Annotated in this window: 20 protein-coding genes and 2 pseudogenes; 7 read left to right on the top strand and 15 right to left on the bottom strand. The window is 54.3% G+C overall.

Going from position 1 to position 20,641, the window contains the following annotated elements:
- Positions 1–43: 43 nt before the first annotated feature.
- Complete coding sequence (flk, locus tag K8W53_RS07310; protein WP_000553395.1) at positions 44–1,045, top strand: flagella biosynthesis regulator Flk; 1,002 nt, start codon at positions 44–46, stop codon at positions 1,043–1,045.
- On the opposite strand, the gene K8W53_RS07305 is transcribed toward flk, so the two are convergent.
- Positions 1,042–2,220, bottom strand: a complete 1,179-nt coding sequence (locus K8W53_RS07305; RefSeq protein WP_023223766.1) for an MFS transporter — start codon at positions 2,218–2,220, stop codon at positions 1,042–1,044. The two genes, flk and K8W53_RS07305, sit on opposite strands and share 4 nt — an antisense overlap.
- A 179-nt stretch (positions 2,221–2,399) precedes the next feature.
- Positions 2,400–2,774, bottom strand: a complete 375-nt coding sequence (locus K8W53_RS07300) for a hypothetical protein (RefSeq protein WP_001051266.1) — start codon at positions 2,772–2,774, stop codon at positions 2,400–2,402.
- A gap of 172 nt (positions 2,775–2,946) precedes the next feature.
- Between K8W53_RS07300 and K8W53_RS07295 the strand changes: the two are divergent.
- The 3 genes and pseudogenes from K8W53_RS07295 to K8W53_RS07285 all read left to right on the top strand — a co-directional run.
- Positions 2,947–3,078: pseudogene (locus K8W53_RS07295) on the top strand (helix-turn-helix domain-containing protein); the annotation flags it as partial.
- Positions 3,024–3,341, top strand: a pseudogene (locus K8W53_RS07290) (hypothetical protein); the annotation flags it as partial. The pseudogenes K8W53_RS07295 and K8W53_RS07290, both read left to right, overlap by 55 nt.
- On the top strand, positions 3,341–3,859 hold the full coding sequence (locus K8W53_RS07285) for a YbjP/YqhG family protein (protein WP_017441451.1): 519 nt from the start codon (positions 3,341–3,343) through the stop codon (positions 3,857–3,859). The pseudogene K8W53_RS07290 and the gene K8W53_RS07285, both read left to right, overlap by 1 nt.
- Positions 3,860–3,925: 66 nt before the next feature.
- Here K8W53_RS07285 and K8W53_RS07280 read toward each other — a convergent pair whose 3' ends face one another.
- Positions 3,926–4,582, bottom strand: coding sequence for a CPBP family intramembrane glutamic endopeptidase (locus K8W53_RS07280; RefSeq protein ID WP_001142914.1), 657 nt, complete (start codon positions 4,580–4,582; stop codon positions 3,926–3,928).
- Positions 4,583–4,679: 97 nt separating this feature from the next.
- Positions 4,680–5,894 (bottom strand): beta-ketoacyl-ACP synthase I, encoded by a 1,215-nt coding sequence (fabB, locus tag K8W53_RS07275; protein WP_000817161.1) that lies wholly within the window; start codon positions 5,892–5,894, stop codon positions 4,680–4,682.
- A gap of 159 nt (positions 5,895–6,053) precedes the next feature.
- On the opposite strand from fabB, the gene mnmC reads away from it, so the two are divergent.
- Entirely contained in the window at positions 6,054–8,054 is a 2,001-nt protein-coding gene (gene mnmC, locus K8W53_RS07270) for a bifunctional tRNA (5-methylaminomethyl-2-thiouridine)(34)-methyltransferase MnmD/FAD-dependent 5-carboxymethylaminomethyl-2-thiouridine(34) oxidoreductase MnmC (RefSeq protein WP_023223764.1), read from the top strand.
- A gap of 51 nt (positions 8,055–8,105) precedes the next feature.
- Here mnmC and K8W53_RS07265 read toward each other — a convergent pair whose 3' ends face one another.
- Genes K8W53_RS07265 through prmB form a run of 6 tightly spaced genes read right to left on the bottom strand, consistent with a single transcriptional unit; the run spans position 8,106 to position 12,652 of the window.
- Entirely contained in the window at positions 8,106–8,381 is a 276-nt protein-coding gene (locus tag K8W53_RS07265; protein WP_000559749.1) for a YfcL family protein, read from the bottom strand.
- Between the two features lie 32 nt (positions 8,382–8,413).
- The gene (locus tag K8W53_RS07260; protein WP_001066345.1) at positions 8,414–8,962 is read right to left on the bottom strand and encodes an elongation factor P hydroxylase; all 549 of its coding nucleotides are present in this window, start codon (positions 8,960–8,962) and stop codon (positions 8,414–8,416) included.
- On the bottom strand, positions 8,962–9,771 hold the full coding sequence (locus K8W53_RS07255; protein ID WP_000368599.1) for a sulfite exporter TauE/SafE family protein: 810 nt from the start codon (positions 9,769–9,771) through the stop codon (positions 8,962–8,964). Before K8W53_RS07255 ends, K8W53_RS07260 begins: the two co-directional genes overlap by 1 nt.
- Positions 9,771–10,595 carry a penicillin-insensitive murein endopeptidase gene (gene mepA, locus K8W53_RS07250; protein WP_000750429.1) on the bottom strand — a complete coding sequence of 275 codons (825 nt, stop codon included), beginning with the start codon at positions 10,593–10,595 and terminating at the stop codon, positions 9,771–9,773. Before mepA ends, K8W53_RS07255 begins: the two co-directional genes overlap by 1 nt.
- Positions 10,596–10,598: 3 nt before the next feature.
- Positions 10,599–11,684, bottom strand: a complete 1,086-nt coding sequence (gene aroC, locus K8W53_RS07245; protein ID WP_000918457.1) for a chorismate synthase — start codon at positions 11,682–11,684, stop codon at positions 10,599–10,601.
- 35 nt (positions 11,685–11,719) lie between these two features.
- Entirely contained in the window at positions 11,720–12,652 is a 933-nt protein-coding gene (gene prmB / locus K8W53_RS07240; RefSeq protein WP_001542449.1) for a 50S ribosomal protein L3 N(5)-glutamine methyltransferase, read from the bottom strand.
- Between the two features lie 165 nt (positions 12,653–12,817).
- On the opposite strand from prmB, the gene smrB reads away from it, so the two are divergent.
- Positions 12,818–13,369: an endonuclease SmrB gene (gene smrB / locus K8W53_RS07235; protein ID WP_000730794.1), complete on the top strand. Its 552-nt coding sequence runs from the start codon at positions 12,818–12,820 to the stop codon at positions 13,367–13,369.
- Between the two features lie 99 nt (positions 13,370–13,468).
- Here smrB and sixA read toward each other — a convergent pair whose 3' ends face one another.
- The 4 genes from sixA to K8W53_RS07215 form a co-directional block, all read right to left on the bottom strand.
- Positions 13,469–13,954, bottom strand: a complete 486-nt coding sequence (gene sixA / locus K8W53_RS07230; RefSeq protein WP_001195800.1) for a phosphohistidine phosphatase SixA — start codon at positions 13,952–13,954, stop codon at positions 13,469–13,471.
- Between the two features lie 208 nt (positions 13,955–14,162).
- Positions 14,163–16,310 carry a fatty acid oxidation complex subunit alpha FadJ gene (fadJ, locus tag K8W53_RS07225; protein WP_000214135.1) on the bottom strand — a complete coding sequence of 716 codons (2,148 nt, stop codon included), beginning with the start codon at positions 16,308–16,310 and terminating at the stop codon, positions 14,163–14,165.
- On the bottom strand, positions 16,310–17,620 hold the full coding sequence (fadI, locus tag K8W53_RS07220) for an acetyl-CoA C-acyltransferase FadI (protein ID WP_052939460.1): 1,311 nt from the start codon (positions 17,618–17,620) through the stop codon (positions 16,310–16,312). Before fadI ends, fadJ begins: the two co-directional genes overlap by 1 nt.
- Before the next feature lie 177 nt (positions 17,621–17,797).
- Complete coding sequence (locus K8W53_RS07215) at positions 17,798–18,082, bottom strand: YfcZ/YiiS family protein (RefSeq protein WP_000030904.1); 285 nt, start codon at positions 18,080–18,082, stop codon at positions 17,798–17,800.
- 370 nt (positions 18,083–18,452) lie between these two features.
- On the opposite strand from K8W53_RS07215, the gene fadL reads away from it, so the two are divergent.
- On the top strand, positions 18,453–19,760 hold the full coding sequence (gene fadL, locus K8W53_RS07210) for a long-chain fatty acid transporter FadL (RefSeq protein ID WP_023231219.1): 1,308 nt from the start codon (positions 18,453–18,455) through the stop codon (positions 19,758–19,760).
- Between the two features lie 60 nt (positions 19,761–19,820).
- On the opposite strand, the gene mlaA is transcribed toward fadL, so the two are convergent.
- Positions 19,821–20,576 carry a phospholipid-binding lipoprotein MlaA gene (gene mlaA, locus K8W53_RS07205; protein WP_000776787.1) on the bottom strand — a complete coding sequence of 252 codons (756 nt, stop codon included), beginning with the start codon at positions 20,574–20,576 and terminating at the stop codon, positions 19,821–19,823.
- Positions 20,577–20,641: the final 65 nt, after the last annotated feature.

Here is a 20,641-nt window from a genome sequence, read left to right as displayed (position 1 = left end):
CAGGCATATATTGCTCAGATTTATGGTTAAAGGATAATTAATTATGCATCCCATCTCCGGCGCCCCCGCACAGCCTCCAGGCGAAGGGCGTAATCCTCTTTCCGCTGCGAGCGAGCAGCCGCTTTCCATGCAACAGCGTACGGTACTGGAAAGGCTGATCACGCGCCTGATTTCACTGACCCAGCAGCAAAGCGCGGAAGTATGGGCCGGAATGAAACACGATCTGGGGATAAAAAATGACGCGCCGCTACTGTCGCGCCACTTCCCCGCCGCTGAACAGAATCTTACCCAGCGTCTGGGCGTAGCGCAGCAAAATCACGCCAATCGTCAGGTGCTTTCACAGCTAACAGAGCTGCTTGGCGTCGGGAATAATCGTCAGGCCGTCAGCGATTTTATCCGTCAGCAATACGGTCAAACCGCGCTTAGCCAGCTTACGCCCGATCAACTCAAAAACGTGCTGACGCTCCTGCAACAGGGGCAGCTTTCCATTCCGCAGCCGCAGCAACGTCCGGCAACGGATCGGCCATTATTGCCTGCTGAACATAATACGTTGAATCAGTTGGTGACGAAGCTGGCGGCCGCGACCGGCGAGTCAAACAAACTTATCTGGCAATCAATGCTGGAACTCTCCGGCGTGAAAAGCGGCGAGCTCATTCCGGCAAAGCAGTTTACTCATCTGGCGACATGGCTACAGGCGCGGCAGACGCTGTCACTACAACACGCGCCTACGCTACATACGCTGCAGGCTGCGTTAAAACAACCGCTTGAGCCAGACGAGCTCACAGCGATCAAAGAGTATGCCCAACACACTTATCAAATTCAGCCGCAAACGGTGTTGACCACCGCCCAGGTGCAGGATTTACTTAACCATATTTTCCTGCGTCGCGTAGAGCGGGAGGCGGATGAGCTGGAACCGCTCTCTATTCAACCCATCTACCGCCCGTTCGCGCCGATGATTGAAACCGTAAAAAATCTGTCTGCGCGGCCAGGCCTGTTGTTTATCGCGCTAATAATTGTACTGGCGCTTTTCTGGCTGGTTTCTTAACCACGCCGGAACGATAATATCGTCACCAGGATGCCAACCACCGCGGAGATCGCTCCCGCGAGGAATACGGAAGGATAGCCGTATGACGTGGCCAGCATGCCCGCCAGCGGGCCGGTAACGCCGTAGGAGATATCCTGAAACGCGGCGTAGCCGCCGAGCGCCGTACCGCGTACCTGTGCAGGTACGCGTTTCACAACCTCCACGCCCAGCGCCGGGAAAATCAGTGAACACCCTGCCCCGGTGAGCGCCGCGCCTACCAGCGCTATCCAGGCCGTCGGCGCCAGCCACAAGAGCAGCAGTCCTGCCGTCTCAACCAGCAATGAGACAACGGCGACCTTCACGCCGCCAAAGCGATCCGGCATCCAACCGAACAATATGCGCATCAGTACAAACGCACCGCCAAACGCGGTCAGGGTGAATCCCGCCATCGTCCAGCCATTGCTGACAAAATAAAGTGAAATAAACGTACCGATGACGGCAAAGCCCACGCCCTGCAATGCCAGGCCCAGGCCCGGTTTCCAGATAAGCCCGACCACGCTCCACAGTGAAGGTCGCTCCCCCGTATGCGCAGGCACTTTACGCACGGTGCCGTTGAATGCCCAGGCCAGCAGCGGTAAAACCATCGTCGTCCCCGCCAGCGCCGCGAAGCCAAAGTGGCTATGGATCAGCAAGCCCAACGGCGCACCGGCCGCCAGCGCGCCGTAAATCGCCATTCCGTTCCACGACATCACCTTACCGGAACGCGTTGGGCCAACCAGCCCCAGTCCCCAGGTCAGGGTTCCGGTCAGCAGCTGGCTTTCGCCAAATCCGAGGATCAAACGCCCGACAATAAGCAGCGCGAATTTTATCGGCGCGGAAACTGGCAACAGCGCGGCCAGGAGCCAGGCGGCGCCCGCCAGCCCGCAGGCAAACATCCCCTGTAACGCCGATCGTTTAGCGCCATATTGATCCGCCAGCCGTCCGGCATAGCCGCGCGTCAGTACCGTCGCAAAAAACTGAATGCCCACGGCGATCCCAACCATCGTATTGCTATAGCCCAGTTCGTGATGGACAAAAAGCGGGATGACGGGTAACGGCAGCCCGACCGTCATATAGGTCAGGAAAACCGCAAAGGCGATGCGGAACAGCGAAAAATTCGCAGACGGGGTCGTTGTTTTTTGGCTAACTGCTGTCATGCATTACTCCAGAATGCAGAGTAAGGCGGGGAAAGGCCACGCCCCCCTCTACCTGAACGTCAGGATTAAGGTGCGTTGGATAACGTTAAACGCTTACGCATTATCGGAAGGATAATGTAGAAAGTGAAGTCTGCCTGTGAGACGCGAAACTTGTCAACCTTGAAATTGCAGCCAGGGTATCAACGTGGCGGCGTGTCATCAAACAGAAAGGGAAAGACCGCTTTCATTCCTCTCACCTTAAACCGTCCGGTCACCTGCTTGCGCTGTTCTGGCGTCAGTAACCTGAACATCATCTCCCAGATATCTTCAGGCTCCGCTTCCTGTAAGGAAATGGGTTCTGGCGTCGGTTCCTCTCCGCTGTCGTCCAGATAACGATGAACATAAAGAGGGAAAACAGATATATGAAACTCCTCGGCCTTTGATTTAACACGCTTACGCCTGACCCCCTCTTTCCCTTCGCTGTACTTATACAAACGTTCGCGAACCGCAGGCTCGCTTCCCGGAAACCCCGGTAAGCCAAGACATTCCTTAACCGTGAACCATTCCTTTGCCATCGGTTTCTTTCCTTTCCCCTGATGAAATAAAAATATTTCTTCTTTTTCGCGAAATTTTGCTTTCTTTCTGGCACTATTCTCAGAGTGAAAAAGAAAGTAACTTTCTTTTTATCACGCTAATTTTTACCTTAAAAATATCGGTGCCGATAACACATCTTCTTAGGATTACAGAATGGAACCAAAAAGCCAGGACTGGCATCGTGCAGATATTAAAAGTGCACTTGAAAAAAGAGGTATTACGCTCAGAGATCTTTCTCGTCAGGCTGGTGTGCGGAATTTACCCGAAAGGCAATTCAGGCGGGCGGTATCACGCTGGGGCATACATATCATGCGAAAGATTATGGCCCAATGTTAAGAAACGCCGGATTCACCGCTATTGGTACCTATGAAATGCCGCGCGAGGGTGACGTCATTATTATTCAACCTTACGCTGGCGGAAACCCGAGTGGTCACATGGCGATATATGATGGCACAGAGTGGTATTCAGATTTTAAACAACGCGATATGTGGGCCGGCCCGGGCTACCGGGCAGCCAGGCCCTCATATACCATCTACAGGAAGAATTAATGAAAACGTTCTCCCTTGTCGCGCTTATCCTGTTGCTTTGTAGTTGCTCTGCGCCTCATCACGACAGTACGCAGGCCGTGAAGCAATTCTATACCTCATGGATGACGACGTTCACGAACGATGTGAATCCCCCTGACGACACCACCGCCTTAATGCAACGTTACGTCGCTAAAGAGGTTATTCATCGCCTGGCGCTAATACAGTCCCTTTATGAACAGGAGATTGTGGGGGCTGATTATTTTATGTATGCGCAGGACTATGCGCCAGAGTGGATTCCACAGTTACGGGTTGGGAAGGCACACCCTTTCCTCGGCGGAGAAAAAGTGGATGTTCTGTTGGCTACAGAGTCAACGCCCATCCACCTGGAAGTTTATACCCGTTGGGAAGAGGGACGCTGGAAAATTTACCGCGTTCGGGATGCTGACAGGGGTTATGAACAGCCGATTTATGACGCAGGCGCCATCACCCAGGCTGAGGCCTGGTCAGCGAAAGCCGCGCCGGAATATAAGAAGCATTAAAAAAGGGAACCGCCATCGGTCTCTTGTTCGTACCGGAGAGGTTAAAGCGCCTCTTGCATCAGGCGCTTATTCCGTCGCTGAAAACAGTAAGCCGAAAATAACCCAGGCATTATTTAAAATATGAAGTATTATCGGTATCATTAGCCCACGGCTTCTCATTCGAACAACGCATAATATCGATGAAAAAACAAACAGATAAACAAAAGTCACCGCAAAGAGATATTGTGTATGCATAATTGCAAAAGCGAGTGAGGTAATAATAATACCGGAAACTCTTGAGTACCGACCCCAACCGATACTGCTGTTTAATAAAAACCCTCTGAATATAATTTCCTCCGCCACAGGAGCCAGAAAGCACATCGCCAGCGTGTTAAGAAATTTATGAAGAAAAAATTGCCTTGATAACTCGGCCATCCAGGGTTCCGGGCCACTAAAAGCATTGTAGAGAACGGTAAGGCACACCAGGGCCAGCGCCGGAAAAAAACATTCCACAAATGATAAGCGGCCCAATGATAAAAACGGGTAATACTTTGAATAAATACTCCAGGCGGCAATCGCATAGACAAAAACAATACTATATATAAAAGGCGCAGCCAGACCTCCCAAATAAAGCCAGGCATAGGAAGGCGAAAATGAGGCAAAAACAAAAATGCCAAGCAAACCAAATAAAACAGCCACACAACTCAAACTATGCCTAATTTTATCTAATGTATTAGTTGGCATTTATAGAATATCCATATAATTTGTTGTTCCCTGAATGAAAAAACAGGTCGCATTAGCGACCTGTTTCATTATTGATACTACAACGTAATAGTCAGGCTTACAACTTACGCATCACCAGCGTGGCGTTGGTGCCGCCAAAACCGAAGCTGTTAGACATTACGGTAGTCAGTTCACGCTCGGTCGTTTCGGTCACGATGTTCAGACCCGCAGCCTGCTCATCCAGCTCTTCGATGTTGATACTCGGCGCGATAAAACCGTGCTCCAGCATCAGCAGAGAGTAGATAGCTTCCTGCACGCCTGCGGCACCCAGCGAGTGGCCGGTCATCGCTTTGGTTGCAGAAATTGCCGGGCTGTTATCGCCAAACACTTCACGGATTGCACCGAGTTCTTTCACGTCGCCTACCGGAGTAGAGGTACCGTGAGAGTTCAGGTAGTCGATCGGCGTGTCTACGCCGTGCATCGCCATCTGCATGCAACGTACTGCGCCTTCGCCAGACGGAGCAACCATGTCTGCGCCATCGGATGTTGCGCCGTAACCGACGATTTCCGCATAGATATGCGCGCCGCGCGCCAGAGCGTGTTCCAGCTCTTCGACAACAACCATACCGCCACCGCCCGCGATGACAAACCCATCACGGTGCGCATCATAGGTACGGGACGCTTTTTCAGGCGTATCGTTATATTTGGTGGACAGTGCGCCCATCGCATCGAACTCACAGGCCATTTCCCAGCACAGCTCTTCGCCGCCACCAGCAAAAACGATGTCCTGTTTGCCCAGTTGGATTTGTTCAACCGCATTGCCGATACAGTGTGCGGAGGTCGCGCAAGCGGAGCTAATGGAGTAGTTCACGCCATAAATTTTAAACGGCGTAGCGAGGCAGGCGGAAACGCCGGATGCCATTGCTTTCGTCACCACATACGGGCCCACGGCTTTCAGACCACGCGGGCTACGCATGGCGTCTGCGCCAAAGACCTGGAATTTCGGGGAGCCGCCGCCGGAACCTGCAATCAGGCCGACACGCGGGTTATTCTGATAGACTTCCGGTGCCAGACCGGCGTCGGCCACTGCCTGCTCCATAGACAGATAAGCATAGATGGAGGCGTCGCTCATAAAGCGCACGACTTTGCGGTCAATGAGGCCAGTGGTATCCAGTTTTACGTTGCCCCATACCTGGCTACGCATGCCGGCGTCCTTCAGCTCCTGAGAGAAAGTGATCCCTGAACGTCCTTCACGCAGAGATGCCAGGACTTCCTGCTGGTTATTACCGATGCTGGAAACGATGCCCAGGCCAGTAATCACTGCACGTTTCATTCAATACCTCTGTAATTCGCACTATTTTTAAGTTTCGATTGGCACAATAGCGTACACTTGTACGCCGAACAAGTCCGATCAGCCATTTAGTACGGAAATTTGCGCCGTCAGGCACACATCGTTAAGATCGCGATACCGCCCGTCAGACGAGTAACTTACGTGAAACAATACGCCATACAACCCGCCACACTCGAATTTAACGCTGAGGGTACACCTGTTTCCCGAGATTTTGATGATGTCTATTTTTCTAATGACAATGGACTCGAAGAGACACGCTACGTTTTTCTTGGCGGCAATCGTCTTGCGGAGCGATTTCCCGTACATTCACATCCATTATTTATAGTCGCGGAAAGCGGTTTTGGCACCGGACTCAACTTCCTGACGCTGTGGCAGGCGTTTGACGGCTTTCGTTCTGCGCACCCACAAGCGACGCTGCAAAGGTTACATTTCATCAGTTTTGAGAAATTCCCGTTAACGCGCGACGATCTGGCGCTGGCGCACCAACACTGGCCGGAGCTCGCGCCCTGGGCAGAGCAGCTGCAGGCGCAATGGCCGCTGCCGCTCCCGGGGTGCCACCGCCTATTGCTGGATCGGGGCCGGGTGACGCTGGATTTGTGGTTTGGCGATATTAATGAGCTGACCGACCAACTGGACGCCACGCTGAATCAAACAGTCGACGCCTGGTTCCTCGACGGTTTTGCCCCGGCGAAAAATCCGGATATGTGGACGCCAAACCTGTTTAACGCGATGGCGCGGCTGGCGCGGCCCGGCGCAACGCTGGCGACGTTTACCTCGGCGGGTTTCGTCCGTCGGGGATTACAGGAAGCCGGTTTTACCATGCAAAAACGCAAAGGCTTCGGACGTAAACGCGAGATGCTTTGCGGAGTGATGGAACAACACCTCATGCCGACCCTTTCCGCGCCCTGGTTTTACCGCAGCGGAAGCGAAAAACGTGAAACGGCAATCATTGGCGGCGGCATCGCCAGCGCGCTGTTATCACTGGCGTTACTGCGTCGCGGCTGGCAGGTGACGCTCTATTGCGCGGACGACCAGCCCGCCCAGGGCGCCTCCGGTAATCGACAGGGCGCGCTTTATCCGCTCCTTAGCAAACATGACGCCGCCATTAATCGCTTTTTCCCGACCGCATTCACCTTTGCCCGTCGCCTGTATGATGCCCTGCCCGTCTCTTTTGATCATGACTGGTGCGGCGTGACGCAGCTCGGATGGGATGAGAAAAGCCAGCAGAAAATCGCCCAGATGCTGTCCCTGGCGCTGCCCGCCGGACTGGCCTCGGCGCTCAATGCCGAAGAGGCGGAACAGGCGGTTGGCGTGACGACACGCTGCGGAGGAATTACCTATCCGGCAGGCGGCTGGCTGTGCCCGGAACAATTAACTCGCGCAGTCATCGCACTGGCGACCGAACAGGGTTTACAAACGCGCTTTCGCCATACGCTCACGTCGCTCGTTGCGCAGGAGTCGCGCTGGCAACTGCGCTTTACGTCAGGTGAAACCGCCAGCCATGAGACCGTCGTTCTGGCGAACGGCCATCAGATTAACCGTTTTGATCAGACCCGGCCGCTGCCGGTGTATGCCGTCGGGGGGCAGGTCAGTCATATTCCCACCACCCCCGCCCTCTCGGCGTTGCGTCAGGTGTTATGCTACGACGGCTATCTGACGCCGCAAAATCCGCATAATCAGCAGCACTGTATTGGCGCCAGCTATCACCGGGGTGACGAAAGCACCGTCTGGCGCGAAGAAGATCAGCGTCAGAACCGACAGCGTCTGCTTGACTGTTTTCCGGATGCGAAATGGGCCACAAAGGTTGACGTTAGCGGCAACAGCGCCCGTTGCGGCGTGCGTTGCGCCACCCGCGATCACCTGCCGATGGTGGGCAATGTCCCGGATTACCACGCCACGCTGACGCATTACGCCGATTTAGCCGATAATAAAACGTCGGCGGCGCTTGCGCCTGTGTATCCGGGTTTATTTATGCTCGGCGCGCTGGGATCGCGTGGTTTGTGCTCAGCGCCATTATGCGCAGAAATTCTGGCGGCGCAGATGAGTAACGAGCCGATTCCACTGGATGCCAGTACGCTGGCGGCGTTAAATCCGAATCGGTTATGGGTGAGAAAGTTATTGAAGGGAAAAGCGGTGAAGTAATGGGCCAGTCAATAGCGGAAGGCGGCAAGCGTCGCCTTCCGGCCCACGGCGTTATTGTTTTGCCTTGTCGAACAAATTGTCCCACATCGCTTTGACTAACGCCTGATCGCGCGGCGACAGTTCGCCGGCGCCGATCGCTTTTTCCAGACTTTGGCTAACGTTGGCATAGACCGCCTCAACGGAGTGGTCATCACCGCTCTCCAGCTCGGCAATGGCTAACGTCAGGTGGCCACGCAGGTATCCACTGGCAAAAAGCTCATCGTCGCTGGCGTGCTCTACCATATCGTCAATTAATGCCAGAATGCGTGATTCAAACTCCGCGATCATCTTCTTTCCTCATTGTAAACGTGGCGCTGGCTTTAATTAAGCGCTTCCGGCCACGGGAACTGTTCCGCCTTAAGTTCGGGCGTGTGATAGTAATTCTGTAGCGCTTTGATGAAGCGGGCCGGACGTTCAGGAATGCCCTGCTCCAGATACGCCATTACCTGCGCATGAACCCGGCGCTGAAACGCCACGCGATCCGGCTCAATATCGCCTTCCAGATTGTCGCAACTGACGTTAAAGGGATACCCCGCCGCCACGCAAAACAACCAGTCGAAAGCCTGTGGCTTCACCTCAACGTCTTCGAATTGACTTTGGGTCTGCGCGTCGCGTCCGTCCGGGCAGTACCAGTAACCAAAGTCAACCAGTTCGCGGCGCGCCTTACCGGCGATACACCAGTGAGAAATCTCATGCAGCGCGCTGGCGTAAAACCCATGCGCAAAGACGATGCGGTGGTACGGTACCTGCGCGTCAGCAGGAAGATAGATCGGTTCGTCGTCGCCTTTAATCAGACGGGTATTAAATTCTTCGGCAAAGCAGCCGTTAAAAATCTCAATTAACTGTTCGTAATGGTGCGTATTGTTCATTAATTCATCCCCAACCAGTGGAGGATCTCCTGTCCGTGGCTATCATAAAGTAACCTGGCGCTCATTACCGCCGAGACAATAACGATCATCGGTCTGATAAGCTTTTGGCCTTTGCTCAACACCAGACGCGACCCCATTCGCGCCCCTAAAAACTGACCAACCAGCATCACGAAGCCCGTCGCCCAGATCACTTTGCCGCCGATGATAAATAACAGCAGGCCGCCAACGTTGGAGGTAGCGTTAAGCACTTTGGCATGTGCCGTGGATTTCGCCAGGTTATAGCCACATAAGGTGACAAACGCCAGAGCGTAAAACGACCCGGCGGCAGGCCCGAAAAAGCCGTCGTAAAACCCGACGCATCCCCCGGCTATCAGCGCGAACGGCAATCCATACAGGCGGCGCTGGCGATCTTCCTCGCCCAGCTTCGGCATCAATAAAAAATAGAGGCCGATGAAAATCACCAGGATGGGCAAGATCTGGCGCAAAATATCCGCCTGCACGTGCTGCACCAGCAGCGCGCCGCTCATCGAGCCAATGAACGTCATCAGAATATTGAGCTTTTGCTCGGCCAGGTTTACCACCTTACGGCGAATAAAATAGAGCGAAGACGAGAGGGAGCCGCCGCACGCCTGTAATTTATTGGTCGCCAGCGCGTTTGCCGGCGACATCCCGGCGGCCATCAGCGCAGGGATAGTGAGCAGCCCTCCGCCCCCGGCGATAGAATCGATAAATCCTGCCAGTACGGCGACAAAAAACAGCACCACCAGCAGCAGCGGGGAGACCATAAACAGATCATAAAAATTGTCCATCAGAGTACATGCTCATCCAGTAGCGCCTGGCAGGAAGGCGGCAGCGGCGGCGGTGTCTTCTTCTCAGGCTTTGTGGTGCCAGGTTTTGGCGGTTCGAACCAGCTTTGCAGTTCAGCGCCGCATCCATCGCCCGGCGGGGGTAAAGGTTGATCTTCGCACTCCAGGCTGTCGGCAGGGCAGCGTAAACGCACGTGCATATGCGCGCGATGCTGGAACCAGGGGCGTACTTTACGTAGCCAGTCACGATCGCTTCCGGCATCGAGGCAAAGCTGTTGTTTAATAGCCGGATTGACGAAAATACGGGTGACGTCATTGTCTTGTGCCGCCAGTTTGATCAGACTGGCGATATCCGACGACCAGCGCGACGGCACGACGTGTTTACCGTCGCGGGACACCAGATCTAACGCCTGCGGGCGCAATAGCTGCGCCTGGCTCCAGCGCGTTTTCGGCAACTGCAAGAAAATATCCACATCAAGCCCGGTCTGATGACTGGCGTGTCCGCCATTAAAGCGGCCTCCGGCAGGCATCCCCATGTCGCCTATCAGGACGGTTCCGAGCCCCCGTTGCTGCGCCTGATGACTCAACCGCTGGATAAACATGACCAAGTCCGGGTGGCCGAAATAACGGCGCTGATCGGTGCGCATCACCTGATAATTATCGGACTGTACCGGCAACGTGTCGGCGCCAATGATGCATCCGTTGGCAAAGCTACCGATAGACTGGGCGGCGCCGGGGACAGGATGGGTTATTTTCTGCCACGGCGTCGCCGCCAGGCTGGCGCTACTGACAAACCATGCCAGCAGCGCAATCGCGGTTTTTTTCATTTCTTACCAGCGTGGAATCTCTGTCTTTACATCCGCATTCTGTGCCCGATGGCGCAGCAGGTGATCCATCAGCACGATCGCCAGCATGGCTTCTGCGATCGGCACTGCGCGAATCCCCACACACGGATCGTGGCGCCCTTTGGTGATCATTTCGACTTCTTCACCCATCCGGTTGATCGTACGTCCCGGCACGGTAATGCTGGAGGTAGGTTTCAGCGCCATATGCGCCACAATGTGTTGCCCGCTACTGATGCCACCGAGGATGCCGCCAGCGTGGTTGCTCTGAAAACCCTGCGCCGTGATTTCATCGCGATTCTGGCTGCCGCGCAGCGCCACCACGTTAAATCCTTCGCCGATCTCCACGCCTTTCACCGCATTGATGCTCATCAGCGCATGGGCGATGTCCGCATCCAGTCGGTCAAAAACCGGTTCGCCAAGCCCTGCCGGCACGCCGCTCGCCATCACCGTCACTTTCGCGCCGATGGAGTCACCCTCTTTTTTCAGCGCGCGCATCAGTTCGTCCAGCGCGTCAAGTTTGTCCGCATCGGGACAAAAGAACGGATTAAGCTCAACCTGACGCCAGTCTTTAATCTCCAGCGGAATATCGCCCATCTGGGTCAGGCAGCCGCGGATTTCGATGCCGAACTTTTCCGCCAGGTATTTCTTGGCAATCGCCCCTGCCGCTACGCGCATCGCGGTTTCACGCGCGGAAGAACGTCCACCGCCACGGTAATCGCGCAGGCCGTATTTCTGCTCATAGGTGTAATCCGCGTGTCCCGGACGAAAAACATCTTTAATCGCGCTGTAGTCCTGCGAGCGCTGATCGGTGTTTTCAATCAGCAGGCCAATGCTGGTGCCGGTCGTCACGCCATCAAACACGCCGGAGAGAATTTTTACCTGATCCGGTTCGCGGCGCTGGGTAGTATAGCGCGAGGTGCCGGGGCGGCGTCTGTCGAGATCGTGCTGCAGATCGGCCTCCGTCAACGGGATGCCGGGCGGCACGCCATCGACGATACACCCAAGCGCCAGCCCGTGTGATTCGCCGAAAGTGGTTACGCGAAAGAGTTGTCCAATTGTGTTTCCTGCCATCACGGCTCCGTTATCGTTGTTGTCGTTTGCGTGTTTTAATCTTTATAAATATTGAAATGTTCACGGGCCGCGAGCAACTGCGCTTTGGTCAACATAAAAACGCCATCGCCGCCGTTGTCAAACTCCAGCCAGGTGAACGGCACATCCGGATACTGCTCCATCAGATGTACCATGCTGTTTCCGACTTCACAAATCAGAACGCCGTCATCGGACAGATAATCCGGCGCATTCCCCAGGATACGACGGGTCAATTTGAGGCCGTCAGTGCCGGACGCCAGCCCCAGCTCAGGTTCGTGGCGATATTCGTTCGGCAGATCGGACATATCCTCCGCATCGACATAAGGCGGGTTAGTGACAATCAGATCGTACTGAACTTTCGGCAGATCGCGGAACAGATCGGAACGGATTGGCGTCACGTGATGGATAAGACCGTGTTCTTCAATGTTATGCTCGGCGACAGCCAGCGCATCCGGCGAAATATCGACCGCATCAACCTCTGAGTCCGGGAAAGCATAAGCACAGGCGATGGCGATGCAGCCGCTGCCGGTACACATATCCAGAATATATTTCGGCTGTTGGCTAATAAGGCCGGCGAAGTGGTTATTAATCAGCTCGCCAATGGGCGAACGCGGCACCAGCACGCGCTCATCGACATAAAATTCGTGGCCGCAGAACCAGGCTTTATTGGTCAGGTAGGCGACCGGGATACGCTCGTTAATGCGACGAATCACTCGCTCGACAATGCGGTGTTTTTCGCTGGACGTCAGCCGCGCGGTCCGCATATCTTCCGGAATATCCAGCGGCAGATAAAGAGACGGCAACACCAGTTGCACCGCTTCATCCCACGGGTTATCGGTACCGTGTCCATACCAGATATTCGCCGCGCTAAAGCGGCTTACCGCCCAGCGCAACATGTCCTGAATGGTATGCAGTTCACTTACTGCTTCATCGACGAAAATTTTATCCACGTATTCCTCCAGGGCATGCTCGCATTAAATTCGGCGGCTAGTTTGCCACGAAGACAGGGATAAATCAGCATTGACGCGGCGGGAGAATACGAAAAATCCGTTTTGACCGTTCGGATATCCTCCGGGTCGGGTAAACTAAGGCAAAAGATCAGACGAGACCCACGAATGAAAAAGAAAACATCGCTCAGCGAGGAGGACCAGGCGCTGTTCCGTCAGCTGATGGTCGGCACCCGAAAGATTAAACAGGATACTATCGTCCATCGGCCACTGCGCAAGAAAATCACGGAAGTCCCTACCCGAAGGTTAATTCAGGAACAGGCTGACGCCAGCCACTATTTTTCTGATGAGTTCCAGCCGCTGCTCAATACGGAAGGGCCGGTAAAGTATGTCCGTGAAGATGTCAGCCATTTCGAGCTAAAAAAAATGCGTCGCGGCGACTATTCGCCGGAACTGTTTCTGGATTTACACGGCTTAACGCAGCTTCAGGCCAAGCAGGAACTGGGGGCGCTAATTGCCGCCTGCCGTCGGGAACATATTTTTTGCGCCTGCGTCATGCATGGACACGGTAAACATATTCTGAAACAGCAAACGCCGTTATGGCTGGCGCAGCATCCGCATGTGATGGCCTTTCACCAGGCGCCAAAAGAGTACGGCGGCGACGCCGCGCTGCTGGTGTTGATTGAAGTGGAAGAGTGGCAACCGCCCGAATTACCCTGATGCGGAATTGCCGGATGGCGGCGCAAGCGGCTTATCCAGCCTACGAACAGCCAGCGCTGTCGTAGGCCTGATAAGCGAAGCGCCATCAGGCAGCAAAGATTAAATCGCTTTCGCCATTTTCAGATTGCAGGGACTCATTTGCCAGTTGAATGTCCCCTTGCCGCTTTCATCAAGCGTAACGTTGGCAATTGCGGACGTCGTGAACATCGGCGGCGTTTCGCCCGGACAAAGCTCAGATACCAGGTATCCGACCAGAGGTAAGTGAGAAATCACCAGCACCGATCCGATCTCTTCATTGGCCAGCGCCTGGAGGTAGGCGCTGACCAGACCGACATCGCCACAGGGCGTTAGCTCCGGCAGGACATCCACCTGAGCCGGCAGATTCATACAATCGCCGACCACATCTAACGTCTGTTCGGCCCGAAGAAACGGACTCACCAGAACACGTTCGATATCCACTTTTTGACCTTTCAGCCAGTTCGCCATCAGGCGAGACTCGTCACACCCACAAGGGGTCAAGGGACGAACCGAATCACTGGCGGCATCGAGGGCTGCGTCGCCGTGACGCATGATAAAAACTTGCATATTGCACCGCTTTTGTTAACCAGTTTCACCAACACGCTTACCACATGCCCCTATTGGCTGCGGCAAAAATGCGGTGGCCGGCATTGTGCCTTATCCATTCACTGAATGAAACGCTGTTTTTTACCTCAATGGCGTAAGTATAGTCAATCCTTGATTATTATTTCGCCACTAAGGAGGCATTCAGTGCGGATTCATATTCTCTTTGACCTCAATTTCCCTGGTCAGTTTCCCCATTCGTCCAGAAATGCTCCCTGCGCTCCGCCATGCGCACTAATTGTTCACAAGGCGCGTAACGAGGACCGTAAAGTGCGGCCAGGCGCTGTAATGTCGCCACCATTTCACCCGGCCCGAGAGCATCCATATAGCGGAACGGGCCACCGAGAAACGGCGGAAAACCGATACCAAACACGGCGCCGATATCGCCATCGCGCGCGCTGCGAATCACTTTTTCGTCGAAACAGCGCGCCGCTTCGTTAAGCATTAACATGACACAGCGCTCTGCCACCTGCTGCGCAGATAGTCGACTCTGCCCTTGCACGCCAATAAGCTTATAAATAGCAGGGTCAACCTGTTTTTTGCTTTTACGCCCTTTTTCGCCATAAAGATAGAAACCGCGACCATTTTTTCTACCTTTGCGATCGTCATTCAAAATTGAAGCGACAACATTTGCAGGCGCGCTAAAACGTTCTCCATACGCCGCCTCAAGCACAGGAATAATTTTAGTGCCCGTGTCGATTCCTACCTCATCCAAAAGTTGGATTGGCCCCACCGGAAAACCAAATTTTACCAGGGCGGCGTCAATATGTTCGACGCGTTCGCCTTCAGTCAGCATCCGAATCGCCTCATTGATATACGGCGCAAGAATTCGGTTAACATAAAACCCGGCTTTATCGCTGACGACTATCGGGGTTTTACCCTGTTTTTTCGCCAGCTTAACGGTCGTGGCGATGGTCTGCGCGGAAGTAGACGCGTGAGGAATGACCTCAACCAGCGGCATTTTTTCGACCGGGCTAAAAAAGTGCAATCCAATCACCTGTTCCGGTCTGGCCGCATTCGCCGCAATATCGCCAATCGGCAGGGAAGAAGTATTGGAGGCAAAAATGGTGTGAGCAGCGCAATTTTGCTCCACTTCCGCCACCATCTGTTGTTTTAACGGCAGATCTTCAAACACCGCTTCAATGACCAGATCACGATGACTGAAACCACGGTAATCGGTAGAACCTGATATCAACGCCAACTGTTTATCGCGTTCGCTGGCTTTGATATGGCGGCGGCGTACTTTTGTTTCAAGCAGATCCCAGCTGTACTTCAGAGCATGATTGATCCCCTGAGTATTTATATCCTTAATTCGTACTGGCAAGCCGCCTTTACAGGCCGTAACCCAGGCGATACCGCCGCCCATTAACCCGCCGCCTAAGATGCCCACGCTGTTCAGCGGGCCGGGCGGCGCATCGCTACCGGGATCTTTTTTCACCTCGGTACTGGCAAAGAAAATAGCGCGCAGCGCCTGCGATTGAGGCGTCATCGCCAGCTCGCCGAAAGCGCGCGCTTCCGCGTCATAGCCGCTACTGCTGCCCTGCGCCAGTCCGGTTTCAATCACATCAATGATCCGCTCCGTCGCCGGATAATTACCCTGCGTTTTTTGCGCCGTCTTTTTACGCACCAGGCGAAATAACAGCGCGCGCCCCAGCGGCCCAGCCAGGATACGTTCACGGACCGGTAATGTCCGCTGCGCCAGGCGTTCTTTTTTAGCCAGCTCGACAGCCGCTTCCAGTAAAATAGTTTGCGGCACCACATCATCAACCAGCCCGGCTTTAAGCGCCTGTCTGGCGCGAAGCTGTTTACCTGTCAGGATCATATCCAGCGCGGTACTGACCCCCACCAGCCGTGGAAGTCGCTGCGTTCCGCCCGATCCCGGTAAAAGCCCTAACTGTACCTCCGGCAGTCCAAGAACGGTTTTAACGTCATCGGTACAGATGCGCCGATGGCAGGCCAGCGCCATTTCAAGGCCGCCCCCCAGACAGGCGCCATGAATGGCGGCGATAACCGGAACAGGCAACGCCTGGATCTCCGCCATCAGTTGTTGCCCCTGACGCGCCAGCGTTTCCGCTTCCTGCGCGTTTTGGCAGTGACCTATCATGTTGATATCAGCGCCAGCAATAAAGTTATCTGCTTTGGCTGAGATAAAAACAACGCCCTGCAACGCTTTGTTTTCCCGGATCTGCTTCAGGATGGCGCGTACCTGCGCGGCAAACTCCGCTTTCAGGGTGTTCACCTTTTCTCCAGGGACATCAATAGCGACAACCGCGACATTATCCAGACGCACGTTAAGCATAAAAGCTGATGTGGTAGTCATTATTCCGCCTCCAGAACCATCGCCGCGCCAAGACCGCCAGCCGCGCAGGCCGTGACCAGGCCAAAACCGCCACCCCGACGCCGTAACTCATGCAACGTTTGGGTTATCATCCGCGCGCCCGTTGCGGCAAAAGGATGCCCGTAGGCGATTGAGCCGCCAAGCACGTTGAATTTAGCGTCATCCACCTCCCCTATCGCCTGCGCACGACCAAGCACCTCACGGGCAAATCGTTCGCTGCCCAGCAGTTGTAAGTTCGCCAGAGTCTGAGCGGCAAACGCTTCATGCATGTCGAAAAGCGTCAGATCGGCCATCGTCAACCCGGCCCGCTCCAGCGCCAGCGGCGTTGACCAGGCCGGCCCCAATAGCATGTCCTGCCAGACATCAATAGCGGTAAAGGCGTAGCTGCGCAGATAACCAAGCGGGTGCAGCCCCAGCTCTTTAGCGCGGGATTCGGTCATCAGAATAACGGCGGCAGCGCCGTCGGTCAGCGGTGTACTGTTGGCGGCGGTCACGGAGCCATGTTTTCTGTCAAAAGCGGAACGCAGTTTAGCGTAGTCCGCCAGCGTGGAGGCGCCGCGAATGTTGTTGTCTTCTGCAAAGGGGTTTTTATACGGCGGCACATAGGTCGTCATCACTTCTTCCGCCAGTTTGCCCTCCGCCCATGCCTGCGCGGCGCGCTGATGTGAACGATGCGCCAGCGCGTCCTGCTGTTCACGCGTAATACCATACGTTTTCGCCATCTGTTCGGCGGTATCGCCCATGCGCAGACCGGTGGAATACTCAGCAACGGCGGGAGGAACGGGCAGCAGGTCGCGTAAGCGCAGACGAGAAAAAAGCGTCAGCCGTTGGCGGGTCGTCCGGGCTTTATTGACATCAACCAGTACCCGCGCCAGGGCTTTACTCACGCCTATTGGCAGTACCGACGACGAATCTGCGCCGCCAGCGATACCCGCGCGTATCGTGCCGGCCATCAGGCTTTCCGCCACATTCGCTACCGCCTGAAAACTGGTGGCGCAGGCGCGGCTTACGCTATAGGCATCGGTATGAACATTCATCCCCGTACCCAGCACAATTTCGCGCGCAATGTTGGGCGCTTCCGGCATTTGTACTACCTGACCAAAAACCAGTTGCTCAATGGCATCGGCTGGAATTTCACTGCGCGCCAGCAGCTCGCCTACCACCATCTTGCCGAGATCAACAGCGGGAATACCATGAAATGCAGTGGCCTGACGAGCAAAGGGGGTTCGTAACCCACTGACAATAGCAATGCGATCGCCCTGACGGGTGACCAACGGTAAAGCCTGACGCATAGTACTCCCCTGTAAAAAAATAAATTAGTGGTCTGACCTGATCACAGTCTTAACCAATTTTTTACATTTAGCCAAGCAGAGAGAAAAGAAAGTGGGAGCTAAGGCACAGTGAAGGGAAGCGACAAAAAAAGAAAACGCCTCCGCCAGATGATGACGGAGGCGTCGTGAATGAACGGATTAACGCAGGCCGAGCTGGAAGATCAGCGTTTCTGCTTCGCAGGCGAAAACAAAATCAATATCCAGACGAACGCCTTCGGATTCCTCGGTAAAGGTTGGCGTAATTTGGCAAGGTTCAGACTCCACGCTACGCGCTTTTTCGGTTAACGCCGCCAGCGTCTCTTCAGCCTCTGCGCGGGTAGCGAATACGCGGCTGTATGACGCGGTGCAATCGGAGTTGTCCATGATGGTTCCAACGTCCATACAGCAGCAAACCGGGGTTTCATCAGCACTGCATTTACTCATTGTAGATTTCCTCTGTATTTGCACCCAGGGTGCCAGATAAACGATGGGGATATTTTACGCTCCCGGCATTCGCCTCTCCAGTCGTTAATGGTGGGAAACGCGTTAAGTGACCGAAATCACACTTAAAAATGATCTAAAACAAAAATCGCGCGATCGGGTGACCGTTAAGCCCGCCGATTTTGCCAGCCAGATCTCGTTTCTAAGATCACAATTGAAAAAACTTATAAACATACTTGCAACATTCTAGCTGGTCAGACCTATACTCTCGCCACTGGTCTGATTTCTAAGTCGTACCGCAGACCCTACACTTCGCGCTCCTGTTACAGCATGTAACATAGTTTGTATAAAAATAATCAATGAGGTTATGGTCATGAGCCAGAAAACCCTGTTTACAAAGTCTGCTCTCGCAGTCGCAGTGGCAATCATCTCCACCCAGGCCTGGTCTGCAGGCTTTCAGTTAAACGAATTTTCTTCCTCTGGCCTTGGCCGGGCCTATTCGGGTGAAGGCGCAATCGCAGATGATGCGGGTAACGTTAGCCGCAACCCGGCGTTAATTACTATGTTTGACCGCCCGACGTTTTCAGCGGGCGCGGTTTATATTGATCCTGATGTTAATATTAGCGGGACATCGCCATCTCGTCGGACGTTAGATGCGGATAACATCGCGCCAACGGCCTGGGTGCCGAACGTCCATTTTGTCGCCCCGATTAACGATCAGTTTGGCTGGGGGGCTTCTATTACCTCTAACTATGGTCTGGCGACAGAGTTTAACGACACATACGCCGGCGGCTCGGTAGGCGGTACGACCGATCTTGAAACCATGAACCTGAATTTAAGCGGCGCTTATCGCTTAAATGAGGCCTGGAGCTTCGGCCTCGGCTTTGATGCGGTATACGCGCGTGCGAAAATCGAACGTTTTGCGGGCGATTTAGGCCAGTTGGTCGCGGCACAGAATCCGGCGCTGGCGCAGGTCGCGGGTCAGATTCCCAGCGACACCAAGATTGCCCACCTGAACGGTAATCAGTGGGGCTTTGGCTGGAATGCCGGTATCCTTTATGAACTGGATAAAAATAACCGCTACGCGCTGACCTACCGCTCGGAAGTCAAAATTGACTTTAAAGGCAACTACAGTAGCGATCTTCCCATCGCTATAAACCGCTTTAACCTGCCTATCCCAACGGCAACCGGTGGCGCGACGCAGTCAGGCTACCTGACGCTGAATCTGCCGGAAATGTGGGAAGTGTCCGGTTATAACCGTGTGGCGCCACAGTGGGCCATCCACTATAGCCTGGCCTATACCAGCTGGAGTCAGTTCCAGGAATTGAAGGCAAAATCGACCGCTGGCGATACGCTCTTTGAGAAGCATGAAGGCTTTAAAGACGCTTACCGCATTGCGTTGGGCACCACCTATTACTACGATGACAACTGGACGTTCCGTACCGGTATCGCCTTCGATGACAGCCCGGTACCAGCGCAAAACCGTTCTATCTCTATTCCGGACCAGGACCGTTTCTGGCTGAGCGCCGGTACGACTTACGCCTTTAATAAAGATGCGTCTGTCGACGTTGGCGTCTCTTATATGCATGGTCAGAGCGTGAAAATTAATGAAGGCCCTTATCAGTTTGAATCTGAAGGGAAAGCCTGGCTGTTCGGTACTAACTTTAACTACGCGTTCTAATCTCTTTCTGAAACGGATCAAAAAGGTGAGCATTGCGCTCACCTTTTTATTTACTGCCGTTTATTCCGAGTCGATCTCTTTGAGTTCGTCCTGAATCGCCTGCGCGTTCGGGTTTTCCTGCGGCTTGAGTTTTCCGCCATTGGCGATAAAGTCATGACGCTGGAAGTACGCCTCGCGCACCATAATATAAGGATCGGAAGACTGGCGCAGCAAACCATCGGAGTCCAGCAACTGCGCGCGGGTTTCTATCCCTTCGATAGTCCATTTTCCTATGGACATTGGCCAGGTCAACCACGAGAGCACCGGATACAAGGTATCCGCCATATCCCCGCCATCTTCACGCAGCGTGAAGCTGCCGTAGAACGGAAGTTGCATATAAGGCCCATACCCCACGCCATAATGGCCCAGCGTACTGCCAAAGCGATGCGGTTCAACGCGCTGCAGCTTAGGATTCGCCATTCCCGCGACGTCAATAAAGCCGCCCATCCCTAATAAGGTGTTCAGGAAGAAACGGGTGAAATGCACCATACCCTGATAAGGATCGCCCTGCAGGAAATAGTTCACCATGATCGCCGGTTCTTCGAGGTTGCCGGTGAAATTACTTAAACCGTTACGCGCAGGCTGTGGAACATAATCACGCCAGGCGACCGCGACCGGCCGAACAACATACGGGTCCAGCACATTAAAGTTGAAGTTGTACATGGTGCGGTTAAACCCTTCAAATGGGTCTGAACGCCCCTGCTGTTCTGTACCGGAACTCGCACACCCGACCAGCAGTGTGGTTCCCAGCGCCAGCGCCGACAGGCGAAGCTTCATAGATGTCTCCCTGTGAATTATGGCTATCGCTGATTGCCATCCATGACGGAACGCTACCGTATCCG

The organism is Salmonella sp. A29-2, assembly GCF_020150755.1.
In the GTDB taxonomy this organism is placed as follows: Bacteria; Pseudomonadota; Gammaproteobacteria; order Enterobacterales; family Enterobacteriaceae; genus Salmonella; species Salmonella enterica.
Note: the sequence above shows the minus strand (reverse complement) of the source record. Positions and strands in the feature narration are given on the sequence as shown.

Coding starts and splice junctions, on each gene's coding strand:
- smrB (WP_000730794.1), top strand. CDS start 12,818: ATGAAAAAGAAAACATCGCTCAGCGAGGAGGACCAGGCGCTGTTCCGT.
- fadI (WP_052939460.1), bottom strand. CDS start 17,620: ATGCGTCAGGCTTTACCGTTGGTCACCCGTCAGGGCGATCGCATTGCT.
- aroC (WP_000918457.1), bottom strand. CDS start 11,684: ATGGCAGGAAACACAATTGGACAACTCTTTCGCGTAACCACTTTCGGC.
- flk (WP_000553395.1), top strand. CDS start 44: ATGCATCCCATCTCCGGCGCCCCCGCACAGCCTCCAGGCGAAGGGCGT.
- fadJ (WP_000214135.1), bottom strand. CDS start 16,310: ATGACTACCACATCAGCTTTTATGCTTAACGTGCGTCTGGATAATGTC.
- K8W53_RS07215 (WP_000030904.1), bottom strand. CDS start 18,082: ATGAGTAAATGCAGTGCTGATGAAACCCCGGTTTGCTGCTGTATGGAC.
- K8W53_RS07285 (WP_017441451.1), top strand. CDS start 3,341: ATGAAAACGTTCTCCCTTGTCGCGCTTATCCTGTTGCTTTGTAGTTGC.
- K8W53_RS07300 (WP_001051266.1), bottom strand. CDS start 2,774: ATGGCAAAGGAATGGTTCACGGTTAAGGAATGTCTTGGCTTACCGGGG.
- K8W53_RS07260 (WP_001066345.1), bottom strand. CDS start 8,962: ATGAACAATACGCACCATTACGAACAGTTAATTGAGATTTTTAACGGC.
- K8W53_RS07255 (WP_000368599.1), bottom strand. CDS start 9,771: ATGGACAATTTTTATGATCTGTTTATGGTCTCCCCGCTGCTGCTGGTG.
- K8W53_RS07305 (WP_023223766.1), bottom strand. CDS start 2,220: ATGACAGCAGTTAGCCAAAAAACAACGACCCCGTCTGCGAATTTTTCG.
- fadL (WP_023231219.1), top strand. CDS start 18,453: ATGAGCCAGAAAACCCTGTTTACAAAGTCTGCTCTCGCAGTCGCAGTG.
- K8W53_RS07265 (WP_000559749.1), bottom strand. CDS start 8,381: ATGATCGCGGAGTTTGAATCACGCATTCTGGCATTAATTGACGATATG.
- fabB (WP_000817161.1), bottom strand. CDS start 5,894: ATGAAACGTGCAGTGATTACTGGCCTGGGCATCGTTTCCAGCATCGGT.
- mlaA (WP_000776787.1), bottom strand. CDS start 20,576: ATGAAGCTTCGCCTGTCGGCGCTGGCGCTGGGAACCACACTGCTGGTC.
- K8W53_RS07280 (WP_001142914.1), bottom strand. CDS start 4,582: ATGCCAACTAATACATTAGATAAAATTAGGCATAGTTTGAGTTGTGTG.
- mepA (WP_000750429.1), bottom strand. CDS start 10,595: ATGAAAAAAACCGCGATTGCGCTGCTGGCATGGTTTGTCAGTAGCGCC.
- sixA (WP_001195800.1), bottom strand. CDS start 13,954: ATGCAAGTTTTTATCATGCGTCACGGCGACGCAGCCCTCGATGCCGCC.